Origin of the sequence: Streptomyces sp. NPDC017979 (assembly GCF_044328175.1) — a bacterium.
GTDB lineage: Bacteria > Actinomycetota > Actinomycetes > Streptomycetales > Streptomycetaceae > Streptomyces.
Genome location: NZ_JBIRGU010000001.1, coordinates 536,405 through 562,468, shown reverse-complemented (window position 1 = coordinate 562,468; position 26,064 = coordinate 536,405). Strand labels below are relative to the sequence as shown.

The window sequence follows — 26,064 nt, the reverse complement described above, 5'->3', positions numbered from 1 at the left end:
GGAACTATCGGATAAGCCGTCACTCCCCTTTTCAGCGCTCGTTAGCGTGACGCTCGGATGAGATGAGGGGGTGGCGCGGCGATGAGCTCCGTACCTACAGGGGCGTACGCCTACGTCCTCTGCGCCGTCATCGGCACCGTCGCGTGCGCCGTGCCCGCCGTCCTGAGCGACACCACGTCCTGGCTCACCGTGGGACTGCTCGCCGGCTTGTACGCGGTGTGCGAGCTGCCCAGCCGCTGCCCGCTCACGGGCTACTCGGTCCCCGTCAGCCCCGGCTCCTTCTTCCCGGTGCTGCTCGCCGCCGCCTTCCTGCTGCCCGCCGAAGCCGCCGCCCTGGTCGCCGTGCCCGGCGCACTGCTCGGTCGGGTCGAGCGGCGCCCCGCCGGCGTGCGCCGGGTGTGGCGCGCCGCCCAACTGGCGCTCGCCACCTGGGCCGCGGCGCGCACGTACGACCTCCTCGGCGTGGACGACGCCCCCGGCCCGCCCGACTTCCCGTACGTGCTGCTGCCCGCGGCCGCCGGCGCACTCGCGTTCTGCCTGGTCCTCGGCGTCCTGGAGGGCGGCGTCCTCGCCACCGCCGAACGGCTGCCGCTGCGCCGCGCCTGGCACGGCCTGGTTCCCGGCTCCGCCGTGCCGCACCTGGTGCACGGGCTGGCCGGGCTGATGATGGCGGTGCTGTGGCGCAGCCCGTACGGGCCGGTGTCCGCCTTCTTCGTACTGCTGCCGATGTACATCTCCTGCTGGCTCTTCGCCCAGTACCACCGAGAGTCCACCGCCCACCAGGCCACCATCCGGGCCCTGGTGCAGGCCGTCGACCTCAAGGACCGCTACACCCGCGGCCACAGCGAGCGGGTCGGCCGCGCCTCGGTGCTGATCGCCCGCGAGCTGCGGATGGACGAGGAACGGCTGGAGGCGATCCGGTTCGCCGGGATCCTGCACGACGTCGGCAAGCTCGGCGTCCCCACCCGCATCCTGCGCAAGGAGGGGCCGCTGACGCCCGAGGAGCGCCGGGTGATCGAACTCCACCCCGAGTACGGGCACGAGATCACCCGCGGCATCTGCTTCCTCGACGAGGCGCGGGCCGCCATCCTCCACCACCACGAGCGCCTCGACGGCACCGGCTACCCCGCCGGGCTCGCCGGGGCGCAGATCCCCGAGTTCGCCCGGGTCGTCGCCGTCGCCGACGCCTTCGACGCGATGACCTCCACCCGCTCCTACAGCCGCGCACGGCCCGTTTCGGTCGCCCTCAAGGAGTTGGAGCGGTGCGCAGGCAGCCAATTCGACCCGCGCATGGTGCAGGCGCTGGTGCGGGCGCTGTCCCGGCACGGCTGGTCGACCGCGGTGACCTCGGACGACGAGACGCCCCCGGCGCCGCCCGCGCCGCCGCCCGCCATACCGCTGCCGCCCGCGCCCCGCGCCGCCCCGGCCCCGCTCGCGCGCGGGCGCGCCGGGCGCGGCGGTGACCGGCCGAGCGGGGGCGGCCGTCGATGAGTGACGAGAGCGTCGGTACGGGCGGGCGCATCGGTGCCGTCCGCCTCGCCCGCGTCACCGAGGTCAACGGCATCCACGCCGCCGCTGCGCTCCTCGGCTGCGCCGGCGTGGGCGCCACCTTCTGGGGCGGCCTCCACGAGCCCGCCATCGCCCTCGCCTTCGGCGTCCTCATCACCATCGGCGAGGTCGCCCGCCGCGCGTTCACCCCCGGCGAGCGGGAGCCCGCGCCGCTCGGCGCCGCCGGATCCCTCGCGTACGCCCTGCTCGGCGACTGCGGCGGGCGCATGACCACCCACAGCGTCTTCCAGGTCGTCGCCGTCGTGCTCGTCGCGACCCTGATCGGCTCGCTGCCGCACGCCTCCTGCGGGCCCGGGCCCGTCATCGACCACCTGGCCGGCCGCGTCCTGGTCGCCGCCTTCGTGGCCATCTGCTTCCAGCCCGTGTACCACGGCGTCGCCCCCGTCAACTGGTCCGAAGGCGCCCTGTACGCCCTCTTCCTGCTCGCCCTGCTGGCCCTCACCGCCCTCGCGGACTCGGTGCTCGCCGCCGCGATCCAGGGCTCGCGCACCGGCTATCCCTACGGCGCCCTGCTCCGGGAGGAGCTGCGCGCCCTGCCCGGCATCGGCTCCGCGGTCTGCGCCACCGGCGCGGTCATGGCGCTCGCCGTCACCGTCGCCGGCCTGTGGGCCCTGCCCGTCTTCTGCCTCCCCCTGCTGCTCACCCAGCTCTCCCTGCGGCGGTACGCGGCCGTGAAGGCGACCTACCGGCAGACCATCGCCTCCCTCGCCCGCGCCACCGAGGTCGCCGGCTACACCCCGCACGGCCACGCCCGCCGGGTCGCCGACCTGAGCACCGAAGTCGGTCGTGACCTGGGGCTGAGCGGACCCGACCTGACGGTGCTGGAGTACGCGGCCCTGATGCACGACATCGGCCAGCTCTCCCTCGTCGACCCGGTCCCCGAGGGCGCCACCGCCCTGCTGCCCGCCGCCGAGCAGCGCCGGATCGCCCTGCTCGGCGGTGCGGTCGTCCGCCAGACCGGGGTGCCCGCCGCCGTCGCCGTCGTGGTGGAGCGACAGGCCGACCCGTACCGCGAGCAGCCGCTCACGGCGCGAATCGTCCGCACCGTCAACGCATACGACGATCTGACCGGGGGAACGGGAACCCACAGCGGGACCGGGCAGGCGGCCAGGGCCCTGGAAGCCCTGGAACGACTGCGCCTGGCCACCGGCCACGACCACCAACCGGAGGTCGTGGAGTCCCTGGCCAGGGTGCTCGCGCGGAACGGGGCCAAGGGGCGCGGGCCGCTCTGACGCGCCCCGGCCCCGGGCGGTCGGACCCGCGCCGCCCTGGGTAACCCATGGGTAAGGAGCCAGCTCCGAGCACGGCATGGTTGGATGCGAATGAGGAATGAGGAGAGACGAGCAGATGGCGCTCAGACGCGGCGAACACGTCCGGGGGAACTGACCCGAGCGACCGGCAGGCGGGAATCGTGAGGATCTTCGGGAAGGTACGGCATCGGCCCTCCGCCTCGTGGCGGCAGGCCACCGACCGCGCGTTCACGCTGATCGGCGACGGGCGGTACGAGGACGCGGGCGCACTGCTGACGCGCGCCGCCGACCTGGAGCCCTGGCTCTCCGAGTCCTGGTTCAACCTCGCCCTGCTGCACAAGTTCCGGCACGACTGGGAGCAGGCGCGCGCCGCGGGGCTGCGCGCCGTGGCCCTGCTCGACAAGGAGACCGGCGCCCCCGACTGGTGGAACGTCGGCATCGCCGCCACCGCCCTCCAGGACTGGCCGCTGGCGCGCCGCGCCTGGCAGGCGTACGGCCTGAAGGTGCCCGGCCCCACCTCCCGCTCCCGCTCCGCCGCCGGCTCCGCCACGGGCTTCGGGCCGGTCGGCGAGCCCGTCGTCATGGATCTGGGCAGCGCGGCGGTGCGGCTCTCGCCGGAGGGCGAGGCCGAGGTGGTGTGGGGCCGTCGGCTCGACCCGGCGCGGATAGAGGTGCTGTCCATTCCGCTGCCGTCGTCCGGCCGCCGCTGGGGCGAGGTCGTGCTCCACGACGGGGTGCCGAACGGCGAGCGCACCACCACCGCCGGCCCCTCGTACCCGGTCTTCGACGAGATCGAGCTGTGGGCGCCCTCGCCCGTCCCCACCTGGGTCGTCCTGCTGGAGGCCGGCAGCGAGGACGACCGCGACGCCCTGGAGCGGCTGGCCTCCGACGCGGGCTTCGCCGCCGAGGACTGGTCCTCGTCCGTACGGCTGCTGTGCCGTTCCTGCTCCGAGAGCCGGATGCCGAGCGCGGAGGGCGAGGGCGAGCACCTCGATCCGCACGACCACAGCGAGCCGGGCCACCCGGGTCCGCTCGGCCACCGCACCGCGGGCGACCTGTGGCACCCCGAACGGGAGTGCGGCATCGCGGCCCCCGCCGGGCTGGTGCGCGGACTGCTGGACGGCTGGGTCGCCGACAGCCCGGACTCCCGGGCCTGGCGGGACCTCGAAGAGGTCTGCTGACGGACCCCGGCCGATCGCCGCACCGTGCACGCGCGGCCGGCGCCGCTTCCGTACCCTGTACGGACGAGGTCGACCTAGCGGGCCGGCCACCGAGGAAGATCACCGGGGTATCGAGGAACCATGGCGTCGCAGCAGGACACGGAGCAGTCGGTCGTCGACGACTTCATCATCGACACGGAGGACTGCGAGGAGCGCGAGCGCGCGCATCGCGAGCGCGGCACCTCCCGTCCCATCACGGTCGTGGGCAACCCGGTCCTCCACCGGGAGTGCCGGGACGTCACCGAGTTCGGCGACGAGCTGGCCGCGCTCGTCGACGACATGTTCGCCAGCCAGCGCACCGCGGAGGGCGTCGGCCTCGCGGCGAACCAGATCGGCGTGGACCTGAAGGTCTTCGTGTACGACTGCCCCGACGACGAGGGCGTGCGGCACGTCGGCGCGGTCTGCAACCCGGTCGTCGAGGAACTGCCGGCGGAGCGCCGGGTGCTGGACGAGTCCAACGAGGGCTGCCTGTCCGTGCCGACGGCGTACGCGGCGCTGGCCCGCCCGGACTACGCGGTCGTCCGCGGCCAGGACCTCGACGGCAACCCGATCCGGGTCGAGGGCACGGGGTACTTCGCCCGCTGCCTCCAGCACGAGACGGACCACCTGTACGGGCGGCTGTACATCGACCGGCTGTCGAAGCGGGACCGCAAGGACGCGCTGAAGCAGATGGCGGAGGGCACGCCGCGGTACGAGACCGTCCCGAACGACTAGGACGCCGCCGCGTACCCGAGCACGCACGCGAACGCCCGACCGGGACTGCCCGGTCGGGCGTTCGCACGTGCGTCTGCGTACGGGATCAGAACTCGTCGTCGAAGGAGACCGAGCCCTCCACCGCGACCTGGTACGCCGACGGGCGGCGCTCGAAGAAGTTCGTCAGCTCCTGGACGCCCTGGAGCTCCATGAAGGAGAACGGGTTCTCCGAGCCGTACACCGGGGCGAAGCCCAGTCGGGTCAGCCGCTGGTCGGCGACGCACTGGAGGTACTCGCGCATGGACTCGGTGTTCATGCCCGGCAGCCCGTCGCCGCACAGGTCGCGGCCGAACTGGAGCTCCGCGTCCACCGCCTCCTTCAGCATGTCGGTGACCTGCTGCTGGAGTTCGTCGTCGAAGAGCTCCGGCTCCTCCTTGCGGACGGTGTCGACGACCTCGAACGCGAAGTTCATGTGCATGGTCTCGTCGCGGAACACCCAGTTGGTGCCGGTCGCCAGGCCGTGCAGCAGGCCGCGGGAGCGGAACCAGTAGACGTACGCGAAGGCGCCGTAGAAGAACAGGCCCTCGATGCAGGCCGCGAAGCAGATCAGGTTCAGCAGGAAGCGACGGCGGTCGGCCTTCGTCTCCAGCCGGTCGATCTTCTCGACCTGGTCGATCCACTTGAAGCAGAACTGCGCCTTCTCGCGGATCGAGGGGATGTTCTCGACGGCCGCGAAGGCCGCGGTGCGGTCCTCCGGGTCGGGCAGGTAGGTGTCCAGCAGCGTCAGATAGAACTGGACGTGCACGGCCTCCTCGAAGAGCTGACGGCTCAGGTACAACCGCGCCTCGGGGGAGTTGATGTGCTTGTACAGCGTGAGCACCAGGTTGTTGGCGACGATCGAGTCACCGGTGGCGAAGAACGCCACCAGCCGCCCGATGAGGTGCTGCTCCTTCGGCGTGAGCTTGGCGAGGTCGGCGACGTCGGAGTGGAGGTCGACCTCCTCCACGGTCCAGGTGTTCTTGATCGCGTCCCGGTAGCGCTCGTAGAAGTCGGGGTAGCGCATCGGCCGCAGGGTCAGTTCGAAGCCCGGGTCGAGCAGGTTCTGGGCGCGCTTGGGGGCGGACGTGTCGGACATTACTGGCATGCCTCGCAGGACTCGGGGTTTTCGAGGGAGCAGGCGACCGCCTCTTCGGCGGTGGTCTGCGCGGGTACGGGGGCGGCGGCCGCCGCGGTGCCGCTCGCGGCGCGGGCGATCCGGGTCGCCGGGCGGGAGCGCAGGTAGTACGTCGTCTTCAGGCCCTGCTTCCAGGCGTACGCGTACATCGAGCTGAGCTTGCCGATGGTCGGCGTCTCCAGGAACAGGTTCAGCGACTGCGACTGGTCCAGGAACGGGGTGCGGGCCGCCGCCATGTCGATCAGGCCGCGCTGCGGGATCTCCCACGCCGTGCGGTACAGCTCGCGGACCTCGGCCGGGACCCAGGAGAAGCCCTGGACCGAGCCGTTGGACTCGCGCAGCGCCTCCCGGGTCTGCGCGTCCCACACGCCCAGCTTCTTCAGGTCCGCCACCAGGTACGAGTTCACCTGGAGGAACTCGCCCGACAGGGTCTCGCGCTTGAAGAGGTTCGACACCTGCGGCTCGATGCACTCGTACACGCCGGCGATGGAGGCGATCGTCGCGGTCGGGGCGATCGCGAGCAGCAGCGAGTTGCGCATCCCGGAGCGGGCGACGCGCTCGCGCAGCGCGGCCCAGCGGTCGGGCCAGTTGAGCTCGGCGTCGTAGTGGTCGGGGTGCAGCACGCCGCGGGCGGCCCGGGTCTTCTCCCAGGCGGGGAAGGTGCCGTGGCGCTCGGCCAGTTCGGCGGACGCCTCGTACGCGGCGAGCATGATCCGCTCGGCGATGCGGGTCGACAGGGCGCGCGCCTCGGCGGAGTCGAAGGGCAGCCGGAGCTGGAAGAAGACGTCCTGGAGGCCCATGGCGCCCAGGCCCACCGGGCGCCACTTGGCGTTGGAGCGGCCGGCCTGCTCGGTCGGGTAGAAGTTGATGTCGACGACCCGGTCGAGGAAGGTGACCGCGGTGCGCACGGTGGCGTCCAGCCGCTCCCAGTCGACGTCGCCGTCCGCGACGAACGCGCCGAGGTTGACCGAGCCCAGGTTGCAGACCGCGGTCTCGCCGTCGTCGGTGACTTCGAGGATCTCGGTGCACAGGTTCGACGAGTGGACCGTGTGGCCCTTCTCGGCGGTCTGGTTGGCGGTGCGGTTGGCGGCGTCCTTGAAGGTCATCCAGCCGTTGCCGGTCTGCGCGAGGGTGCGCATCATCCGGCCGTACAGCTCGCGGGCCGGCATGGTCTTGCGGGCCAGGCCCTTCGCCTCGGCGGCGCGGTAGGCGGCGTCGAACTCCTCGCCCCACAGGTCCACCAGCTCGGGGGCGTCGGCGGGGGAGAACAGCGACCACTGGGCGTCCTGGTCGACCCGGCGCATGAACTCGTCCGGGATCCAGTGCGCGAGGTTGAGGTTGTGGGTGCGCCGGGCGTCCTCGCCGGTGTTGTCGCGCAGCTCCAGGAACTCTTCGATGTCCGCGTGCCAGGTCTCCAGGTACACCGCGGCGGCGCCCTTGCGGCGACCGCCCTGGTTCACCGCGGCGACCGAGGCGTCCAGGGTCTTCAGGAACGGCACGATGCCGTTGGAGTGGCCGTTGGTGCCGCGGATGAGGGAGCCGCGGGCGCGGATGCGGGAGTACGAGAGCCCGATGCCGCCGGCGTGCTTGGAGAGCCGGGCGACCTGGTGGTACCGGCCGTAGATGGAGTCCAGCTCGTCCAGCGGGGAGTCCAGCAGGTAGCAGGACGACATCTGCGGGTGACGGGTGCCGGAGTTGAAGAGCGTGGGGGAGGAGGGGAGGTAGTCCAGCCGGCTCATCAGCCCGTACAGGGAGACGACCTCGTCCAGGGCGCGTACGCCGTCGTCCTCCGCCAGACCGCAGGCCACCCGGAGCATGAAGTGCTGCGGGGTCTCGATCACCTGACGGGTGATGGGGTGGCGCAGCAGGTAGCGGCTGTAGAGGGTGCGCAGGCCGAAGTAGCCGAAGCGGTCGTCGGCGACCGGGTCGACCGCGGCGTCCAGGCGCTCCGCGTGCAGCGCGACGAACGCGGCGGTGCGGTCGGCGATCAGGCCCTCGTCGTGGCCGACCTTGACCGAGTCGGAGAACGAGACGGAGCCCTGGCCGGCGGCCTCGGCGACGATGGTGCGGGCGAGCAGGCGGGCGGCGAGGCGCGAGTAGGCGGGGTCCTCGGAGATGAGGCCCGCGGCGGCGTCGGTGGCGAGCCCGTGGAGTTCGGCCGCGTCCGATCCGGCGTGCCGACCGCGCAGGGCGGCGGCGGCCACCCTGCCGGGGTCGGTGTCCGGCAGATCGGCCGTGAGGTCGGTCAGGGTCCGCAGGAGCGCGGTCCCCGGGCCGTCCTCGGGCACCGCGGCGGCTGCTCCGGGGGGCGTGGGCCCGGTCGGCCGGTCGGCCGGGGTCGGCTGCCCGGGAAGCTGCTCGGCGGTGCCTGAAGCCGGATCGGCTGGCGCGATGGTCACGTGGTGCTCTCCCTCGCTCGGCTCACGGGCGGTGCGGGGGAGTGGGCGTGCCGGGGCGCACTGCCGCTGCGTTGCGCAGGCCGCCAGCACGTACGGCGTCCACCGGCCCAACCGCGAGGCCCGGACGTCTGGGCACCCGGTCGGACGAGCCGGGCGCGCTGTCGACAGACGGTCGGACTCGCCGGGCATGACGAAGCATGCCGAAGCACACCGTTGCGGGACAGTTCCGGATTCGCACCGGATTCCTCTGCGGTGACAGCGAGATGAGCATACATGTGGGGGCGACGCTTGGAGGTAGCCCCCACATCTTGTGTCGCGCGCCCGCGTCCGCGACCCGCCTGCAGCCCGTCTGTGGCTTGCGGCGCGACCTCTTGGGCCCCTGACGCACCCGCCGCTTCCCTGCGGGTCGCAGGCAGAGTCGTGCCACAAGCTGTAGACGGGCCGCGGGTTGGCGACCGGGGCCGGCGAATCAGGGGCGCTGGGGTCCCCCCACGCCCCCTGGGCGTAGGGGGCGGAACTGCGCGAGCAACCGACCACCGGGCCGCGGAGACCAATCGGCCCGCAGGGGAAACCGCGGATACGTCAGGGCGCGCGCAGCGCGAAGCCCCCCGGGGGGTGCCCGGGGGGCTCGTGAGAAGGGCGCGGCTAGTCCTGGGGGCGGCGGAGTCTCGCCACGAACTTGTAGCGGTCGCCGCGGTACACGGACCGCACCCACTCCACCGGCTCGCCCCGCTCGTCCAGCGAGTGCCGGGAGAGCATCAGCATCGGCAGCCCCACGTCGGTGCCGAGCAGCCCCGCCTCCCGCGGCGTCGCGAGGGACGTCTCGATCGTCTCCTCCGCCTCCGCGAGGTGCACGTCGTACACCTCCGCCAACGCGGTGTACAGCGAGGTGTACTTCACCAGGCTCCGCCGCAGCGCCGGGAAGCGCTTCGCCGACAGGTGCGTCGTCTCGATCGCCATCGGCTCGCCGCTCGCCAGCCGGAGCCGCTCGATCCGCAGCACCCGACCGCCGGTGGTGATGTCGAGCAGCCCGGCGAGGGTGTCGTCCGCCGTGACGTAGCCGATGTCCAGCAGTTGGGACGTCGGTTCCAGTCCCTGGGCCTTCATGTCCTCGGTGTACGACGTCAGTTGCAGCGCCTGGGAGACCTTGGGCTTGGCGACGAACGTGCCCTTGCCCTGGATGCGCTCCAGCCGGCCCTCGACGACCAGTTCCTGGAGGGCCTGGCGCACCGTGGTGCGCGAGGTGTCGAACTCGGCCGCGAGCGTGCGTTCCGGGGGCACCGGGGTGCCCGGCGGCAGGGTCTCCGTCATGTCGAGGAGGTGTCGCTTCAGGCGGTAGTACTTGGGCACGCGTGCCGTGCGGGTCTGCGTCCCGCCCTCGGTCTCCGTGCCCACCCCGTCCGTCGTCATGGCCCGCCTTCCCGACTCCTGCGCTGCTGCCGTCACCGGCTCCTCCGTCTGTCGCGGCTCACATCGTGGCACGGGCCGGTCCCGGGGAGTGACCCTCGTCGTCCCGGGCTTCCTGCCAGGTCGTGTTCCTGGCACCGTTCCAGGCGACACCACTGCTTCTTATACACCGTGGGGACTAGGGTTGGTCTAGTCCATGTCGCCGGGTGGAACCCGGGGCGGGTGAGCGGCCGAACACTGCCCGGATCATGCCCAGATGTCGTTCCGGTAACGGACTGGATAGGCAGGTTTATCGAGCCTTGACAGCCCTAAAGGTCTAGGCCAAGCTCCCGGTACTGGTCTAAACCATTAAAGACCAGGTCCCAGCCCCAGGCAGTAGTACTTCGCGTATGACGTACGTGTGGCTTCGTGGTGGGCGGGGGTGGCAGGCATCCCTTAGGAGGGTGGCGTGAAGCGCAAGCTCATCGCGGCGATCGGCGTCGCGGGCATGTTGGTCAGCATTGCTGCGTGCGGTTCGGACGACAAGAAGGACGAAGGCTCCGGCGACCCGGCGGACTTCAAGGGCAAGACCCTGACTTTCTGGGCCATGGACGGGTCGACGCCCGACCAGTGGCTCAAGGATCTCACGACTGAGTTCGAGCAGAAGACCGGCGCCAAGCTGAAGTTCGAAGAGCAGCAGTGGACCGGCATCCAGCCGAAGCTCACCACCGCGCTCTCCGAGGACAACCCGCCGGACGTCTTCGAGATCGGCAACACCCAGACTTCCGCGTACGCCAAGAGCGGCGGCCTCGCCGACCTCGGCGACCTGAAGAACGAGATCGGCAAGGACTGGGCCGCCAACTTCAACGAGGGCGCGCAGTTCGAGGGCAAGCAGTACGCCGCGCCGTGGTGGTTCGCCAACCGCGTCGTCCTCTACAACAAGAAGATCTTCGCCGAGGCCGGCATCGCCGCGCCGCCGAAGACCCGCGCCGAGTTCTACGCCGCGCTGGACAAGATCAAGGCCAAGGGCAAGGAGCCGATCTACCTGCCCGGCCAGAACTGGTACCACTTCGTCGGCCTCGTCATCGGTCAGGGCGGCGAGCTGGTGAAGAAGGACGGCGACAAGTACGTCTCCAACCTGAGCGACCCGAAGGTCGTCGCCGCGGCCGAGGAGTACAAGAAGCTCCAGTCGTACTCCCAGGCGCCGAAGGACAAGGACGAGGCCACGCCGCAGCAGGCCGAGATCTTCGCCAAGGGCAACACCGGCGCCTTCATCGGCATGGGCTGGGAGGCCGGTACGGCCGTCAAGGCCGAGCCGAAGATCGAGAAGGACATCGGCTACTTCACCATCCCGGGTGAGACGGCCGACAAGCCCGAGGGCGTCTTCCTCGGCGGTTCCAACCTCGCCGTCGCCGAGGGCAGCAAGAACAAGGCGCTCGCCAAGGAGTTCCTGAAGCTGCTGCTGTCCGACAAGTACATGGGCGGCCTGTCCAAGGCCAGCGGCGTCATCCCGAACAAGGAGTCGCTGAACTCCAACCTGACGGGCAACGCGGTCGCCGAGGCCGCCGCGCCGTCCGCCAAGGTCGGTGGCACCACCCCGCTGATCCCGGAGTGGGCCGCGGTCGAGAACGCGCCGAACCCGATCAAGACCTACCTGACCGCCGTTCTGAACGGCAAGTCGCCGGCGGACGCCGCCAAGCAGGTCGAGGGCGACTTCAACAAGCGCCTGGCTCAGAAGCAGTAAGTCTTCGCGGCCGGGGCGGGGGCCGACGTGCCCCCCCCCCGGCCGCCCACTGCGTTCCCCCCGGCGCCTAGTGAAGAGATGACGAGCATGACCGTGCAGACCGAAAGGCCGCCATCAGGCCCGACGGAGGTATCGAAGGTCTCCGTCGAGGGCAAGGGCAAGCCCTCAGCGTCCCGAGGCGGCGCACTCCTGCCCTATCTGTTGATGCTTCCCGCGATCGGCGTGACGATCGTCGTCCTCGGGTGGCCGCTGTTCAACAACCTCCTGCTGTCGTTCCAGAACCTCAACATGAGACAGCTGATCCAGCGTCTCACCGAGTGGAACGGGATCGACAACTACAAGGAGATCCTGACCGGTTCCGACTTCTGGCGGGTCACCGGCAGATCGCTCGTCTTCACGGGCGTCAACGTCCTGCTGATCATGGTGCTGGGCCTCCTCGTCGGTCTGCTGCTCGCCCGGCTCGGCAAGCGGATGCGCTTCGCCCTGATGATCGCGCTCGTCTTCGCCTGGGCCATGCCCGTCATCGCCGCCACCACCGTCTACCAGTGGCTCTTCGCCCAGCGCTTCGGCGTCGTCAACTGGGTCCTCGCCCAGATCGGCTTCGAGGGCATGGCGGACTACAACTGGTTCAGCAGCCAGCTCTCCACCTTCTTCGTGATCACCCTGCTGATCGTGTGGCAGTCGATCCCCTTCGTGGCGATCTACGTCTACTCCGCCACCACCACGATCCCGAAGGAGCTGTACGAGGCCGCGTCGCTGGACGGCGCCGGCATGTGGCGCAGCTTCACCTCCGTCACCCTGCCGTTCCTGAAGCCCTTCCTCCTGGCGACGACGTTCCTGGAGATCATCTGGGTCTTCAAGGCCCTGCCCCAGGTCCTCGCCATCAACCAGGGCGGTCCGGACCGACTCACCGAGATCCTGCCCGTGTACGCGTACGTCGAGGGCATCGGCAACCAGCACTACGGCATGGGCGCCGCCATTGCGATCCTCACGATCGTGATCCTGCTGTTCATCACGACGTTCCACCTGCGGATCGTTCTCAAGCAAGAGAAGGACGAGCGATGAAGCGTTCCCTGCTGGGCCGCATGTGGCCCAACGTGACTGCCGTCCTGCTCTGCGTCGGCTTCGTGTTCCCCGTGTACTGGATGTTCGCCACCGCGTTCAAGAAGACGACGGACATCGTGGCGGACACCCCGGTGTGGATCCCGCTCGACCCGACGATCCAGCACTTCAAGGCCGCGATCGAGGCCGACCACTTCTGGACCCTGGTCCGCAACTCCTTCACGGTCACCATCCTCGCGGTGCTGTTCTCCCTGGCGATCGCGCTGGCCGCGTCCTTCGCCCTGGCCCGGATGAAGTTCAAGGGCCGCCGCGGATTCATCATCGGCTTCATGATCGCCCAGATGGCGCCCTGGGAAGTCATGGTGATCTCGCTCTACTTCATCACCCGCGACGCCGACATGCTCAACAGCCTGGTGCCGCTGACCATCTTCTACACCGTCTCCATCCTCCCCTTCACCCTCCTGACGCTGCGCGGCTTCGTCGCCGCCGTGCCCAAGGAGCTGGAGGAGTCCGCGATGGTCGACGGCTGCACCCGCGGACAGGCGTTCTTCAAGGTCATCCTGCCGCTGCTGGCCCCCGGCCTGATGTCCACCTCGATGTTCGGCTTCATCACCGCCTGGAACGAGTACGCCATCGTCCTGGTGCTCAACAAGGACGTGGAGTTCCAGACCCTGCCGCTGTGGCTGTCCAGCTTCCAGTCCGTCTTCGGCAGCAACTGGGGCGCCACCATGGCCGCGTCCTCGCTCTTCGCCATCCCGATCCTGATCCTCTTCGTCTTCCTCCAGCGGAAGGCGGTCTCGGGGCTCACCGACGGCGCAGTGAAGGGATAACGCGCGGTGACCACCACGACGAACGACCTCAAGGCCACCGACCAGCTCAGCCGGGACGCGCTCGCCGTCCTCCAGCCCGGTTTCGAGGGCACCACGGCCCCCGACTGGCTGCTGCGACAGATCGCCGACGGACTGGGCGGCGTCGGACTCTTCGGCCGCAACATCACCACCCCCGAGCAGCTCACCGCGCTCAACGCCCAACTGCGGGCCGAGCGCGACGACCTCCTCGTCGCCATCGACGAGGAGAGCGGGGACGTCACCCGGCTGGAGGTGCGCGGCGGCTCGTCCTTCCCCGGGAACTACGCCCTCGGGACGGTCGACGACACCGGGCTGACGCGCGACGTCGCCCGCGAGCTGGGCCGCCGGCTCGCCGCCTGCGGCGTCGACTTCAACTGGGCGCCGTCCGCGGACGTCAACGCCAACCCGGACAACCCGGTCATCGGCGTCCGTTCCTTCGGCGCCGAGGCCGCGCTCGCCGCCCGGCACACCGTGGCGTACGTCCAGGGACTCCAGGACTCCGGCGTCGCCGCGTGCGTCAAGCACTTCCCCGGACACGGCGACACCAACGTCGACTCCCACCTCGCGATGCCCCGCATCGACGTGGGCCTCGACACCCTGCACGCCCGCGACCTGCTGCCGTTCCGCGAGGCGATCGCGGCCGGCACCAAGGCCGTGATGAGCGCCCACATCCTGGTGCCGGCGCTCGACGCCGACCGGCCCGCCACCCTGAGCCCGCGCATCCTCACCGGGCTGCTCCGCGAGGAGCTGGGCTTCGACGGGCTGATCGTCACCGACGGCCTGGAGATGCAGGCGATCACCGGGACGTACGGCCTGGAGCGCGGGGCGGCCCTGGCGATCGCCGCGGGCGCCGACGCGATCTGCGTCGGCGGCGGCCTCGCGGACGAGGCGACCGTGGTGGCCCTGCGCAATGCGCTGGTCACCGCGGTGCGGGACGGCGACCTGCCCGAGGAACGGCTGGCCGACGCGGCGGCGCGGGTCCGCGCCCTCGCCGACTGGACGCGCCGGGCACGGGAGGCCGTCGCGGAGCCGGGCGCGGAAACGCAGGAGGGGACCGCGCCCGGCATCCGCTCCGGCGGAGCCGATGTGGGGCTGGTCGCCGCGCGCCGCGCCGTCGCCGTCACGGCGGGGGAGCGGCCGTACGAGCCCGTCACCGACGCTCCGTACGTGGCGTCCTTCGCCGCCGAGGCGAACATCGCCGTCGGCGACGAGACGCCGTGGGGCGTGGTGGGCGAACTGACCGCGCTGGTGCCGGACACCCGGGGCGACGCCTACACCCCCGAGCACGCCGACGGCGGCACCGAGAAGCTGGTCGGGGAAGTGCTGGCGGCTGCGGCAGACCGTAGGATCGTCGCAGTAGTACGCGACGTCCACCGCCACCCCTGGATGGCGCAGACCCTGGACGCGCTGGTCGCGGCCCGGCCGGAGACGGTCGTCGTCGAGATGGGCGTCAACAGGGACCGGCCGAGGGGCGCGCTGCACGTCGCGACCCATGGCGCCGCCCGCGTCTGCGGACGCGCCGCCGCCGAGGTCATCACCGGCCTGGGAGCGGGTGCCTGACCGACGCGGACCGAGCGTTGTGCCGAGGGCCCCGGGGGCTTCGGGAGGGGTGTGGACCCCACCCGAGGGCCCCGGGGCCCCGGTGCACGGAACGCCTGTTGGAGGCCCCCAGATGCCTGCCCCTTCGCAGCAGTCGGCCAGCGAGCGCCCCGGGCGGATCATGTCCGGCGAGATGGCGGAGCAGCCCGCAGTGCTGCGACGCATCCTGGAACAGGGCGCGCCGCGCATCCGTGAGACGGCGGCGGCGATCGCGGCCCGCGCACCCCGGTTCGTCCTGCTGACCGCGCGCGGCACGTCGGACAACGCGGCGCTGTACGCCAAGTACCTGCTGGAGATCCAGCTCGGCCTGCCGTGCGGGTTGACGTCCATGTCCACGACGACGGCGTACGGGGCCAAGCCCGAACTGCGGGACGTCCTGGTCATCACGGTGAGCCAGTCCGGCGGCTCGCCCGACCTGGTCGCGTCCACCCGCGCGGCCCGGGACGCGGGCGCGGTGACGCTCGCGGTCACCAACAACCCGGACTCGCCGCTGGCCGCGGTCTCCGAGTTCCACATCGACGTCCTGGCCGGCCCCGAGAAGGCGCTGCCGGCCACCAAGACGTACACCGCGTCCCTGCTGGCGCTGTACCTCTTCGTCGAGGGGCTGCGCGGCGGCGACACCTCGGCGGCGAAGGCGCTGCCCGACCTCGCGGCGCAGGTCCTGGACCGCCAGGACGAGGTGCGCCAACTCGCCGCCCGCTACCGGTTCGCCGAGCGCATGGTGATCACCTCGCGCGGCTACGGCTACCCCACGGCGAAGGAAGCCGCGCTCAAGCTCATGGAGACGAGCTACATCCCGGCGCTGTCGTACTCCGGCGCGGACCTGCTGCACGGCCCCCTCGCGATGGTCGACAACATCTCGCCCGTCATCGCCGTCGTCACCGACGGCAAGGGCGGCACCGCCCTCCAGCCCGTCCTGGACCGGCTCCGCGGCCGGGGCGCCGACCTGGTGGTGATCGGCCCCGCGGCCCAGGTCGCGAAGGCGTCCGCCGGCTTCGTCCTGCCCACGGACGGCCTCCCGGAGGAGCTCCAGCCGATCGTGGAGATCCTCCCGCTCCAACTGCTGGCGTACGAGGTCACCATCGCCCGCGGCCAGGACCCGGACGCCCCCCGCGCCCTGGCGAAGGTCACCGAGACCCGCTGAGGCCGAGGGCGCCCTACAGCACCGAGCCGCCCGTCACGTCCGGCCGGCCGCCGGCCGACCCCGCGCGCCCGCCCGGCTGTCTGGTCACCAGCGCCGCGCTCACCTGCGCGGACACCGGATCTTGGCGTCCCTGGGGGACCGGCGCAATGCCAACACCGCGCTCTTCGAGCGGCGCGTGCGCACCGACGTCGCGGCCGGGGTGCTGCCGGCGGACACCGACGCGACCGCGCTCGCGCGCTTCGTCGGGGCCGTGCTCCGGGGGATGTCGCTCCAGGCGCGGGACGGTGCGGGCCGCGTCGAGCCGGAGGCCGTGGTGGAGACCGCACTGCGCGGCCTGGCCGGCGGGAGCTGTCGGAGGCGCCCTGAGGGGCCCTGAGGGGGCCGGAAAAACCCGCGGGCCGCGGCGCCTGGCGGGACCCTCAACCCGCCCGGCACCGCAGCCCGGAGTGCTTCGACCGGGCGAGTGTGCGGGCTCGCGCGGCCGTTGGGGAGGACGCGGCGCAGTCAGGGCAGAGAACGCCGGACCTCACTCCGCCCACCTGTGCGGGGAGGGCGGAAGCTCTTGATGTATTCATTGTGGACTAGACCATTCGCGGATGTCCATGCGTAGGCCCGCACCAGTTTGAAGTCTCATCCGACCTCTCATCCCTGGCTCACCGGCCTCTCATCCCAGGCGGCGGCCACAGGTACGCTCGCAGACGTGCCCTCCATGAACGACCTCGTACGCCAGCACACCGCTCTCAGCGACTCGGACCTCGAATGGCTCCACCTGCTGGTCTCGGAGTGGCAGCTGCTCTCCGACCTCTCCTTCGCCGACCTCGTCCTGTGGGTGCCCACCCGGGACGGCGCCCGGTACGTCTCCGTCGCCCAGATGCGGCCCAATACCGGCCCGACGTCCTACCAGGACGACATGGTCGGACACCTGGTGCCCCGGGGCCGCCGCCCGCTGCTGGACGCCGCCCTGGACGAGGGCCGCATCGTGCGCGAGGGCGACCCCGAGTGGCGCGAGGAGGTGCCCGTGCGCGTGGAGTCCATCCCCGTGCGGCGCGAGGGCCGGGTGCTCGGCGTGATCGCCCGCAACACCAACCTGCTGACCGTGCGCACGCCCTCCCGGCTGGAGCTCACCTACCTCCAGTCCGCCTCCGACCTGGCGCAGATGATCGCCGCCGGTGCCTTCCCCTTCCAGGGGCAACAAGTCGACATGGACGCGTCCCCCCGCGTCGGCGACGGACTGATCAGGCTGGACGCGGAGGGCGTCGTCCAGTACGCCAGCCCCAACGCCCTCTCCGCCTACCACCGCCTCGGCCTCGCCTCCGACCTCGTCGGACACCACCTCGGCCAGGTCACCGCCGAACTCGCCCCCTCCCGCGGCCCGGTGGACGAGGCCATGGTCAAGCTCGCCAGCGGCTACGCGCCCCGGGAGACCGAGGTCGAGGGCAACGGCGGGGTGATCCAACTGCGCACCATCCCGCTGCGCCCCAAGGGCGTCCGCATCGGCTCGCTCGTACTGCTGCGCGACGTCACCGAACTGCGCCGGCGCGAACGCGAGTTGATCACCAAGGACGCCACCATCCGGGAGATCCACCACCGGGTGAAGAACAACCTCCAGACGGTCGCGGCCCTGCTGCGGCTCCAGGCGCGCCGGATGGACTCCGTGCGCGGCCGGGAGGCGCTGAACGAGGCCGTGCGCCGGGTCGGCTCCATCGCCATCGTCCATGAGACGCTGTCCCAGAACCTGGACGAGCGCGTCGAGTTCGACGAGATCGCGGACCGGGTCATCGCGATGGTGGCGGAGATCTCACCCGGCAAGGTCGACTGCCGGCGCACCGGCCGGTTCGGCATCCTCGACGCCGAGGTCGCGACCCCGCTGTCCATGGTGCTCACCGAAGTCCTCCAGAACGCCCTGGAGCACGCCTTCCCGGCGGGGGAGCGGGGCGCCGTGGAGGTCTCCGCGGTGCGCGGCGAGACCCGCGCCGACAGCCGGCTGCTGATCACCGTGCAGGACGACGGCCGCGGCCTGCCCGAGGGCTTCGACGCCCACCGCGCCGGCAACCTCGGCCTACAGATCGTCCGCACCCTGGTGGAGGGGGAGTTGGGCGGCACCTTCGACATGCTCCCGGTGCCGGAGCCCGGCCGCGGCACGCGCGTCGTCCTCGACGTCCCGGTGCGGGCGCAGAAGAAGTGACGGCACCGCCGCGGCGGAAGTGACGGTGAACACAGCAGCGAGCCCCGGAACGCTTCGAGATGCGTTCCGGGGCTCGAATGCTGTGGGTCGTTGCTACTGCGCGCTGCGGTTCGGGGGCGGTGAGTGCGTACGCGCTGTACGCGCCGCCCGGTTGCCTCAGGCTCGTCGCGGTGGCGGTCAGGCGCTGGCGTTGCGCGCCCGGTTGCGGGCGGCGCGGCGCTTCATCGCGCGGCGCTCGTCCTCGCTGAGGCCACCCCAGACGCCGGAGTCCTGGCCGGACTCAAGCGCCCACTGCAGGCACTGCTCCATGACGGGGCAGCGACGGCAGACGGCCTTGGCTTCCTCGATCTGCAGCAGCGCAGGACCGGTGTTGCCGATGGGGAAGAAGAGCTCGGGGTCTTCCTCGCGGCAAACGGCGTTGTGACGCCAGTCCATGGCTGCTACCTCTCCTAGGTATGAATGCGGGTGCTTGTGAATGTGAACGCTTTCACGAATCCCCCCGCGAGGGAAGGGCGATCGTCAACATCACATCGACGAAGGTCCAGGCTTCAGGGGAGGGGTTCTGGTGATCTGCGGGCCGAGGTCTTGCGGGCCGTCCCGATCGCCATGAAGAGATTCGCAAACCTCGGCGGCGGATACAACCCCTTCCGGAAAGTTTTTTTTGATTCCTCGGTGTCGACTAGGTCACAGCCGTACTTCCATGGGGTGGATCGCAGTCCGTACGTTCGAGATAAAGGCCGTACGGCCCTTCTACTCACACAATCACACGCAGTGCACGGCGTACGCCTGTGAACGTCACGCTCGTCCGCAGTCCGAGGTGGTCTCCGTCCATCTGAAAGGGGAGCGGAACCTTTGAATTCAAGGTGAAGTCATCCATGTCGTGGACCGTCGTCGCGTACTTGCCGTGCGGGCCCCGTTCGGGCGTCGACATCAGCAGTTGGGAGGCGTAGCGGGTGACCGCCGCGGTGGACAGCCGGGAGAGTCCGAGCACGTCCAGACCGGTGTCGAAGGAGGCCCGCGGGGAGACGTAGATCGGGCGATTGCCCAGGTAGGTCCAGGGAGAGGTGTTCGCGACTATGGACACCACGAGGTCGGTCACCGGGTCCGCGCCGGGCCGCCGCAGCTCGATCGTGCCCTGCCGGCGGTGCGGGTAGCGCAGGAACTGGCGCACCACCTGTCGGACGTAAAGCGGATGCGTGGAGCGCTTTCCCAACTCCCGCTGTTGTTCGACCCGGCCGATCACGCTCGCGTCGAAACCGAATCCCGCGCAGAAGGTGAACCAGCGTTCCGGCACGCCCTCGTCCGCGGTGCCCTTGGTGCCGGAAGCGAGCCCCAGTCCGACCGTTCGTTCGCTCTTGCGGTTCAGCGCGTCCAAAATGGCGCCGGTCGCCTCGACGGCGTCGTTCGGCAGGCCGAGCGCGCGGGCGAAGACGTTCGTGGAACCGCCGGGCACGACCGCGAGCCGTGGCAGCCGGTCCGGCTCGGGGCCGTCGTGCAGCAGTCCGTTGACGACTTCGTTGACGGTGCCGTCGCCGCCGAGCGCGACGACGAGGTCCACCTCGCCCGACTCCGCCGCCTGCCGCGCCAGGTCCCGGCCGTGGCCGCGGTACTCCGTCGTCACCGCGTCCAGCTTCATCTCGCTGGCGAGCGCGTGGATCAATACGTCGCGCGTACGGGCACTGGTGGTGGTTGCTGCCGGGTTGACCACGAGGAGTGCACGCATGGGGTGCAGCGTACCTAGCGGCGAGTGCCGGTCCCACCCCCGGACCCCTCGCACCGGTCCGCACGCGGATGCGCACGCCGGTCCCCGCGCGGCCCGGTCGTCGGGCGGGGCCGGCGGATCGGGCGGCCCGCGGCGGCGGCTACCCTGGCGGGGTGAGTGATGCGCCGAGCCCCCGCCCCGCCCGCCTGACGGCCGCCGCCGCGACGTCCGGCCTGGAAGGTCTGGCACTGGTCGCGTACGGCGTCTACATGCTCGTGATGGGGCTGCTGGGCCGGCCGGAGAGCCCGTCCCAGGCCGAGATGGGCGGGCTCACCATGATCGCCCTGGGTGCACTGCCGCTGGTCGCGGCGCGCGGGCTGCTGCTCCAGCGCAGTTGGAGCCGCGGGCCCGCGCTGATCACGCATCTGATGGCGCTGATCCCCGCCTGGACGCTGCTGAGGTCGACCGGTGCGCTGATCCCGGTCGGGATGGTGCTCGCGGTGGTCGCGGTCTCCGGTCTGGTGCTGTTGGTGAACCCGGCGACGACGCAGGCGCTCGGCATCCGCGGCCCGCAGCGCTGACGCGCTCCGGCCCGCGCGGGCCGACCGTCACTCCTCCACGAGCAGCTTCTCCCGCAGCTGGGCCAAGGTCCGCGCCAGCAGGCGCGAGACGTGCATCTGGGAGATGCCGACCTCCTGCGCGATCTGCGACTGGGTCATGTTGCCGAAGAAGCGCAGCAGCAGGATCCGCTTCTCCCGCGGCGGCAGGTCCTCCAGCAGCGGCTTCAGCGACTCCCGGTACTCGACGCCCTCCAGGGCCTCGTCCTCGGCGCCGAGGGTGTCGGCGACCGCCGGGGACTCGTCGTCCGTGTCGGGGACGTCCAGGGAGAGCGTGGAGTAGGCGTTCGCCGACTCCAGGCCCTCCAGGACCTCCTCCTCCGAAATGCTCAGCCGCTCGGCCAGCTCGTGCACCGTGGGGGAGCGGCCGTGCTGCTGGGACAGCTCCGCGGTCGCCGTCGTCAGGGCGAGCCGCAGCTCCTGGAGGCGGCGGGGCACCCGCACCGCCCAGCCCTTGTCGCGGAAGTGCCGCTTGATCTCGCCGACGACCGTGGGGGTGGCGTACGTGGAGAACTCGACGCCGCGCTCCGGGTCGAACCGGTCCACCGACTTGATCAGGCCGATCGTCGCGACCTGGGTCAGGTCGTCCAGGGGTTCGCCGCGGTTGCGGAACCGGCGGGCCAGGTGCTCGACCAGCGGGAGGTGCATGCGCACCAGTCGATTGCGCAGCTCGGCGCGCTCAGGGGAGCCGTCGGGCAGCTTGCGCAGCTCGACGAAGAGGGCGCGGGCGCCGCCGCGGTCCTGCCTCTCGTTCCGGTGCTCGGTCGGGCTCTCGTGCCGCTCGTCAGCGCCGTGGCCGTCGGCGTTGGGGCCGTCGGCGTCGTTGCCGTCCGGGCTTTGGCCGTCCGCGCTGCGGTTGTGCTCGTGGTTGTGGTTGTGGTTGTGGTCCGGTCGGCTGTCGTGCGTCTGCTCTTGCTGCTCGCTCATGTGGTCCGCCCTCGCCCCGGGCTCCGCCGCAATGGCAGTCCCCGCCTCCTGCTCCGCCGCGGCCCCTCGGCCGCTCGGTTCCACACCGTCGGGCGCCTCGCCGTTGAGGCCCTCGGCACCCGGTCCCTCGACGCCGGGCCCTTCGACCGGGAGCGGTCGGACCTGCTGCTCGGGGATGCCGGGGACCGCGGGCTGCCCGTCCCGCCGCCCCTGCCGTGCCCCGTCCGGCCGTCCGTCGTCCCGTCTGGTGTCCCGTACGGGACCGTCCTCGTCCCACACCGGACCGTCCCCGTTCTTCACGCCGGCCCGGGTCCCGCGCCGCGCTGTTTGTACAGGCTGATGGAGACCGTGCGGTCATCGGCCACCGACGAGTTCACCTTGCCGGCGAGCGCGGAGAGCACCGTCCAGGCGAAGGTGTCGCGCTCGGGGGCCCGGCCGTCGGTCGTCGGCGCGGAGACCGTGACCTCCAAGGAGTCGTCGATGAGCCGGAAGACGCAGCTCAGGACCGAGCCGGGGACGGCCTGCTGGAGCAGGATCGCGCACGCCTCGTCGACTGCGATCCGCAGATCCTCGATCTCGTCGAGGGTGAAGTCCAAGCGCGCTGCGAGACCGGCGGTGGCCGTACGCAGCACGGACAGATAGGCACCCGCAGCGGGCAGCCGGACTTCCACGAAGTCCTGGGTCCCGGGCTCACCTGCGATCTGGGACACCCTCACCTCCAAGGTGACACAAGCTCTTTCGGGGCCGCGGGAGGAAGGTCCCGGGGCCGTCGGTTACGCGGTCCGGTACGAAGACCGGTCGGCTCCCGCGCGCAGCCGGTACCGGCCCGGCGACGCTATCGCGATCCATGGTGCCCTGTCGCAGGGCCCCCCATGGTCACTGTCACTCATGGTAGGCATATGAGTACACACAGTGGCTAGAGGTCTGCGGCACGCAATTCCAGGCAACCGGTGAAGGGTTGACGTACCCATGTGACGCCCCCACCAACCCGCGGTTTCGCCGTGCGGCGAGCTGTGCGGTTGTGCCTGCGGCCCGTCTGCGGCTTGTCGCGCAGTTCCGCCCCCTGTGCCCTGCGGGTACGAGGGCGCCCCCACTTCGGCCCCCACAGGGCGTGGGGCCCCAGCGCCCCTGGATGTACGCGCCGTTACCCTGCGGGAGCGTAGGTCTCTGCGGCCCGGTGGGTGGCTTGTCGCGCAGTTCCCCGCGCCCCTGTTTCGCTTCTCCCGTCCTTCACCTGCGAGCCGGGGTAGGGGCTTGGGAGCGCTGGCGTCCCCGTCACGGCCGCAGGGCGTGGGTTTTGAGGGGGCGGGGAAATCTGTACCCCTCGCCGGGCCGCAGACGAAGGGGGGTTTAGGGGCGCTGGGGGTACCACCACGCCCTCTGGGCGTAGGGGGCGGAACTGCGCGACAAGCCACCCACCGGCCGGTGGAGACCAACGCTCCCGCAGAGAAACTGCGGCCATGTCCAGCGGCGCAGGGAATGCGACCTGCAACAACGCGTCAGGGCGCACCCCGACTCTCCGGCCCTGCCCTACACCAGCGCCGCGTCCACGAAGCACCAGCGCCAGTCCTCGCCGGGCTCGAAGCTGCGCATCACGGGGTGGCCGGTCTCCCTGAAGTGCGCGCTGGCGTGCCGCAGCGGGGACGAGTCGCAGCAGCCCACGTGGCCGCAGACCAGGCACAGCCGCAGGTGCACGGGCTGCGTCCCGGCGATCACGCACTCGGGGCAGGTTTCGGACTGCGCGGCCGGCTCCGGGCGGGGCAGAGCCGCAGCGTGCGGGCACTCGCTCATGATGGCCAGGTTACGGCGGATGCGCCGCACCTTCGCGCCGAGCGCCGGCGGCCGGCACCGGGCGGGACCCAACCGGACCGGCCCAGGTCGGCCGGGCACGGACGGTGTCGCGGGCGGCGTCGCGGGCGGCAGGAGGAGCGCGCATGGAAGCACTGCCACTGGTGGCACTGATCGCGGCCAGCGCGGCGGTCGCCGGGGCGGCCCGGCGGACCCCCGTCCCCGCCCCGCTGCTGCTCGTCGCCGTCGGACTGCTCGCCGGCTACCTGCCCGGCGTCCCCGACTACACCCTCGACCCGCACGTCGTGCTCCCGCTGGTGCTGCCGCCCCTGCTGCACACGGCCGCGCTGGACAGCTCGTACCTGGACCTGCGGGCCAACGTGCGCCCGGTCGCCCTGCTGTCCTTCGGCTACGTCCTGTTCGCCACGCTCGCCGTCGGCTGGTTGACCCACCTGCTGATCCCGCAGCTCCCGCTGACCGCCGCGCTGGTGCTGGGCGCGATCGTCGCGCCGCCGGACGCGGTCGCCGCCACCGCCATCGCCCGCAAGCTGGGGCTGCCGAACCGGATCACCACGATCCTCCAGGGCGAGTCCCTGGTGAACGACGCCACCGCGATCACCGCGTACCGGGTCGCGGTCGCGGCGGCCGTCGGCGAGGGCGCGACCTGGGTCGAGGGCATCGCCGAGTTCGCCATCGCCGCGCTCGGCGGCGTCGGCGTCGGACTGCTGCTGATGGTCCCCATCCACTGGCTGCGCACCCATCTGAAGGAGCCGCTGCTCCAGAACACCCTGTCGCTGCTGATCCCCTTCGTCGCGTACGCGGCGGCCGAGCAGGTCCATGCGTCCGGGGTGCTGGCGGTGGTCGTGGTCGGGCTCTACCTGGGGCACCGGGCCTGGCAGGTCGACTTCGCCACCCGGCTCCAGGAGGCCGCGGTGTGGCGGATGGTCGCGTTCGTCCTGGAGTCCGTGGTCTTCGCGCTGATCGGACTGCAACTGCCGTACGTCCTCAAGGGGCTCGGGCACTACGCCGTCGGCCAGGCCCTCGGGTACGCGGTCGGGGTCTTCGTGTTCGTGGTCGTGGTGCGGTTCGTGTGGGTCTTCCCGGCGACGTTCCTGCCGCGGCGGCTGTCGCCCCGGATCAGGGACCGGGAGCCCGGGGTGGACTGGAAGGCGCCGACGGTCGTGGGCTGGGCCGGGATGCGCGGGGTGGTCTCGCTGGCGATCGCGTTCTCCGTACCGCTGACCACGGCGAGCGGGGACCCCTTCCCGTCCCGGAACCTGGTGCTCTTCCTGACCTTCACCACGGTGATCGGGACGCTGGTGGTGCAGGGGCTGACGCTGCCGGCGCTGATCAGGGCGCTGCGGCTGCCCAAGCGCGACGCGTACGCGGACACGCTGGCCGAGGCGCAGGCGCAGAGCGAGGCGTCCGCGGCGGCCGACCGGCGCCTGGACGAACTGCTGGCGGATCCGCACAACGCCCTGCCGGAGCCCTTGGCGGACCGGCTGAGGACCGTGATGGAGCGGCGGCGGAACTCGGTCTGGGAGCGGCTGGGGGCGGTGAACGCGGAGACCGGGGAGTCCGCCGACGACACCTACCGCAGGCTGACCCGGGAGATGATCGGCACCGAGCGGAAGGTTTTCGTACGGCTGCGGGACGAGCGGCGGATCGACGACGAGATGATGCGCACGCTGCTGTTCCGGCTGGACCTGGAGGAGGCGGCGGCCTACCGCGAGGGCGACGACTGATCCGCGTCCCGCGACCGCGGCCCCTCGGACGCCGGGCCGGCGGTGCCCGTGACGACGGCGGCGAGGCTCGTCCCCGGCCGGAAGGCGCCTTCGGCCACCAGCGCGGTCAAACCGTGCAGCATTTTGGCCACATACAGTCGCTCCAGGGGCAGCCCATGGCGGGTTTCGAACTCGTCAGCGAATCGATGGACCTCGGGCGGTATGCGGGCGTATCCGCCGCCGTGGAAGCGGTCGTCCAAGGACCAGTCGCCGCGGCGGCCCCCGAAGGCGTCCCGCTGGAGGCGCTCCACGTCGGCGGTGAGGAAACCGCCCTTGAGCACCGGGAAGCCGACGGCCCGCTGCCCCGGGGCGAGCCCCGCGGCCAGCCCCGCGACGGTGCCCCCGGTGCCGCAGGCCACCGCGACGACGTCAGCCGCGCCCCGCAGCTCCCGGCCCAGGTCGGCGCAGCCGCGGGCGGCCAGGGCGTTGCTGCCGCCCTCCGGGACCACGTACACCGAGTCCGGTATCCCGCCGGCGGCGGCGATCACGCGCGCCACCACCGCCGGGTCGGCCTTCGCCCGGAAGGTCGTGCGGTCCACGAAGACCAGGCGCATGCCGTCCGCCGCGCAGCGGGCCAGCGAGTCGTTCAACGGACGGTCCGCGAGCTCGTGGCCGCGGACCACGCCTATGGTCGGCACGCCGAGGAGCCGGCCCGCTGCGGCGGTCGCCCGCAGGTGGTTCGAGTACGCGCCGCCGAAGGTCAGCAGCGGGCGGCCGGCGGCCGCGGCCAGGTTCGGCGCCAGCTTCCGCCATTTGTTGCCCGGCAGGTCGGGGTGGATCAGGTCGTCCCGCTTGAGCAGCAGCCGGACGCCGTGGCGCGCGAAGCGCTCGTCCTCGACCGGCTGCAGCGGCGACGGCAGCCGGGGCCGCAGGGCGGCGGCGGGATCGAACACCTGTGGCGTCATGGACCCCATTGTGGCCCGGGGGTCCGACAACGGCCCCCGGGCACCGCACCGCCCCGGCAGCGCCCGGG

General features: G+C 71.6%; 22 protein-coding genes and 1 riboswitch. Of the genes, 13 read left to right on the top strand and 9 right to left on the bottom strand.

Annotated features, from left to right (window positions below; genetic code table 11):
- Positions 1-81: 81 nt before the first annotated feature.
- The 4 genes from ACH4E8_RS02360 to def all read left to right on the top strand — a co-directional run bounded on the left by ACH4E8_RS02360 (position 82) and on the right by def (position 4,753).
- Positions 82-1,491, top strand: a complete 1,410-nt coding sequence (locus ACH4E8_RS02360; protein ID WP_398443531.1) for an HD-GYP domain-containing protein — start codon at positions 82-84, stop codon at positions 1,489-1,491.
- On the top strand, positions 1,488-2,801 hold the full coding sequence (locus ACH4E8_RS02355) for an HD domain-containing protein (RefSeq protein ID WP_398443529.1): 1,314 nt from the start codon (positions 1,488-1,490) through the stop codon (positions 2,799-2,801). The genes ACH4E8_RS02360 and ACH4E8_RS02355 overlap by 4 nt, the downstream gene beginning before the upstream one ends.
- A gap of 179 nt (positions 2,802-2,980) precedes the next feature.
- Positions 2,981-4,000, top strand: coding sequence for a tetratricopeptide repeat protein (locus ACH4E8_RS02350; RefSeq protein ID WP_398443527.1), 1,020 nt, complete (start codon positions 2,981-2,983; stop codon positions 3,998-4,000).
- A 120-nt stretch (positions 4,001-4,120) separates the two neighbouring features.
- The gene (def, locus tag ACH4E8_RS02345) at positions 4,121-4,753 is read left to right on the top strand and encodes a peptide deformylase (protein ID WP_398443525.1); all 633 of its coding nucleotides are present in this window, start codon (positions 4,121-4,123) and stop codon (positions 4,751-4,753) included.
- A gap of 85 nt (positions 4,754-4,838) precedes the next feature.
- Here def and ACH4E8_RS02340 read toward each other — a convergent pair whose 3' ends face one another.
- The 3 genes from ACH4E8_RS02340 to ACH4E8_RS02330 all read right to left on the bottom strand — a co-directional run bounded on the left by ACH4E8_RS02340 (position 4,839) and on the right by ACH4E8_RS02330 (position 9,715).
- Entirely contained in the window at positions 4,839-5,876 is a 1,038-nt protein-coding gene (locus tag ACH4E8_RS02340; protein ID WP_398443523.1) for a ribonucleotide-diphosphate reductase subunit beta, read from the bottom strand.
- Positions 5,867-8,305, bottom strand: a complete 2,439-nt coding sequence (locus ACH4E8_RS02335; RefSeq protein ID WP_398443521.1) for a ribonucleoside-diphosphate reductase subunit alpha — start codon at positions 8,303-8,305, stop codon at positions 5,867-5,869. Before ACH4E8_RS02335 ends, ACH4E8_RS02340 begins: the two co-directional genes overlap by 10 nt.
- Before the next feature lie 171 nt (positions 8,306-8,476).
- A riboswitch (cobalamin riboswitch) is annotated at positions 8,477-8,551 on the bottom strand.
- Positions 8,552-8,950: 399 nt separating this feature from the next.
- Positions 8,951-9,715: a GntR family transcriptional regulator gene (locus ACH4E8_RS02330; protein WP_361963973.1), complete on the bottom strand. Its 765-nt coding sequence runs from the start codon at positions 9,713-9,715 to the stop codon at positions 8,951-8,953.
- Positions 9,716-10,160: 445 nt separating this feature from the next.
- Here ACH4E8_RS02330 and ACH4E8_RS02325 point away from each other — a divergent pair, with 445 nt between their 5' ends.
- The 7 genes from ACH4E8_RS02325 to ACH4E8_RS02295 all read left to right on the top strand — a co-directional run bounded on the left by ACH4E8_RS02325 (position 10,161) and on the right by ACH4E8_RS02295 (position 18,273).
- Complete coding sequence (locus ACH4E8_RS02325) at positions 10,161-11,435, top strand: extracellular solute-binding protein (protein WP_398443519.1); 1,275 nt, start codon at positions 10,161-10,163, stop codon at positions 11,433-11,435.
- An 87-nt stretch (positions 11,436-11,522) separates the two neighbouring features.
- Complete coding sequence (locus tag ACH4E8_RS02320; protein WP_398443517.1) at positions 11,523-12,500, top strand: carbohydrate ABC transporter permease; 978 nt, start codon at positions 11,523-11,525, stop codon at positions 12,498-12,500.
- Positions 12,497-13,327, top strand: a complete 831-nt coding sequence (locus tag ACH4E8_RS02315; protein WP_398443516.1) for a carbohydrate ABC transporter permease — start codon at positions 12,497-12,499, stop codon at positions 13,325-13,327. The genes ACH4E8_RS02320 and ACH4E8_RS02315 overlap by 4 nt, the downstream gene beginning before the upstream one ends.
- A 6-nt stretch (positions 13,328-13,333) precedes the next feature.
- Positions 13,334-14,905 (top strand): glycoside hydrolase family 3 protein, encoded by a 1,572-nt coding sequence (locus ACH4E8_RS02310; RefSeq protein ID WP_398443514.1) that lies wholly within the window; start codon positions 13,334-13,336, stop codon positions 14,903-14,905.
- Positions 14,906-15,017: 112 nt separating this feature from the next.
- Entirely contained in the window at positions 15,018-16,088 is a 1,071-nt protein-coding gene (locus ACH4E8_RS02305) for an SIS domain-containing protein (protein ID WP_398443512.1), read from the top strand.
- Between the two features lie 121 nt (positions 16,089-16,209).
- Complete coding sequence (locus ACH4E8_RS02300; protein ID WP_398443510.1) at positions 16,210-16,464, top strand: hypothetical protein; 255 nt, start codon at positions 16,210-16,212, stop codon at positions 16,462-16,464.
- Between the two features lie 333 nt (positions 16,465-16,797).
- Positions 16,798-18,273 (top strand): histidine kinase N-terminal domain-containing protein, encoded by a 1,476-nt coding sequence (locus ACH4E8_RS02295; RefSeq protein WP_361964331.1) that lies wholly within the window; start codon positions 16,798-16,800, stop codon positions 18,271-18,273.
- A 177-nt stretch (positions 18,274-18,450) separates the two neighbouring features.
- Here the strand turns inward: ACH4E8_RS02295 and ACH4E8_RS02290 are convergent, their stop codons facing one another.
- Both ACH4E8_RS02290 and ACH4E8_RS02285 read right to left on the bottom strand, forming a co-directional pair.
- Positions 18,451-18,708: a WhiB family transcriptional regulator gene (locus tag ACH4E8_RS02290; protein WP_003953983.1), complete on the bottom strand. Its 258-nt coding sequence runs from the start codon at positions 18,706-18,708 to the stop codon at positions 18,451-18,453.
- A gap of 319 nt (positions 18,709-19,027) precedes the next feature.
- The gene (locus ACH4E8_RS02285; RefSeq protein ID WP_398443508.1) at positions 19,028-19,996 is read right to left on the bottom strand and encodes a diacylglycerol/lipid kinase family protein; all 969 of its coding nucleotides are present in this window, start codon (positions 19,994-19,996) and stop codon (positions 19,028-19,030) included.
- 152 nt (positions 19,997-20,148) lie between these two features.
- On the opposite strand from ACH4E8_RS02285, the gene ACH4E8_RS02280 reads away from it, so the two are divergent.
- Positions 20,149-20,556 carry a hypothetical protein gene (locus ACH4E8_RS02280; protein WP_398443506.1) on the top strand — a complete coding sequence of 136 codons (408 nt, stop codon included), beginning with the start codon at positions 20,149-20,151 and terminating at the stop codon, positions 20,554-20,556.
- Positions 20,557-20,583: 27 nt separating this feature from the next.
- Here the strand turns inward: ACH4E8_RS02280 and ACH4E8_RS02275 are convergent, their stop codons facing one another.
- The 3 genes from ACH4E8_RS02275 to ACH4E8_RS02265 form a co-directional block, all read right to left on the bottom strand.
- Positions 20,584-21,819 (bottom strand): SigB/SigF/SigG family RNA polymerase sigma factor, encoded by a 1,236-nt coding sequence (locus ACH4E8_RS02275; RefSeq protein WP_398443504.1) that lies wholly within the window; start codon positions 21,817-21,819, stop codon positions 20,584-20,586.
- Entirely contained in the window at positions 21,816-22,229 is a 414-nt protein-coding gene (locus tag ACH4E8_RS02270) for an anti-sigma regulatory factor (RefSeq protein WP_361529373.1), read from the bottom strand. The genes ACH4E8_RS02275 and ACH4E8_RS02270 overlap by 4 nt, the downstream gene beginning before the upstream one ends.
- Positions 22,230-23,049: 820 nt before the next feature.
- Positions 23,050-23,310, bottom strand: a complete 261-nt coding sequence (locus ACH4E8_RS02265; protein ID WP_398443502.1) for a UBP-type zinc finger domain-containing protein — start codon at positions 23,308-23,310, stop codon at positions 23,050-23,052.
- A gap of 143 nt (positions 23,311-23,453) precedes the next feature.
- Between ACH4E8_RS02265 and ACH4E8_RS02260 the strand changes: the two genes are divergently transcribed.
- Positions 23,454-25,052, top strand: coding sequence for a Na+/H+ antiporter (locus ACH4E8_RS02260; protein WP_398443500.1), 1,599 nt, complete (start codon positions 23,454-23,456; stop codon positions 25,050-25,052).
- Here ACH4E8_RS02260 and ACH4E8_RS02255 read toward each other — a convergent pair.
- Positions 25,031-25,996 (bottom strand): 1-aminocyclopropane-1-carboxylate deaminase/D-cysteine desulfhydrase, encoded by a 966-nt coding sequence (locus ACH4E8_RS02255; protein WP_398443498.1) that lies wholly within the window; start codon positions 25,994-25,996, stop codon positions 25,031-25,033. The genes ACH4E8_RS02260 and ACH4E8_RS02255 overlap by 22 nt on opposite strands.
- Between the last annotated feature and the right edge of the window lie 68 nt (positions 25,997-26,064).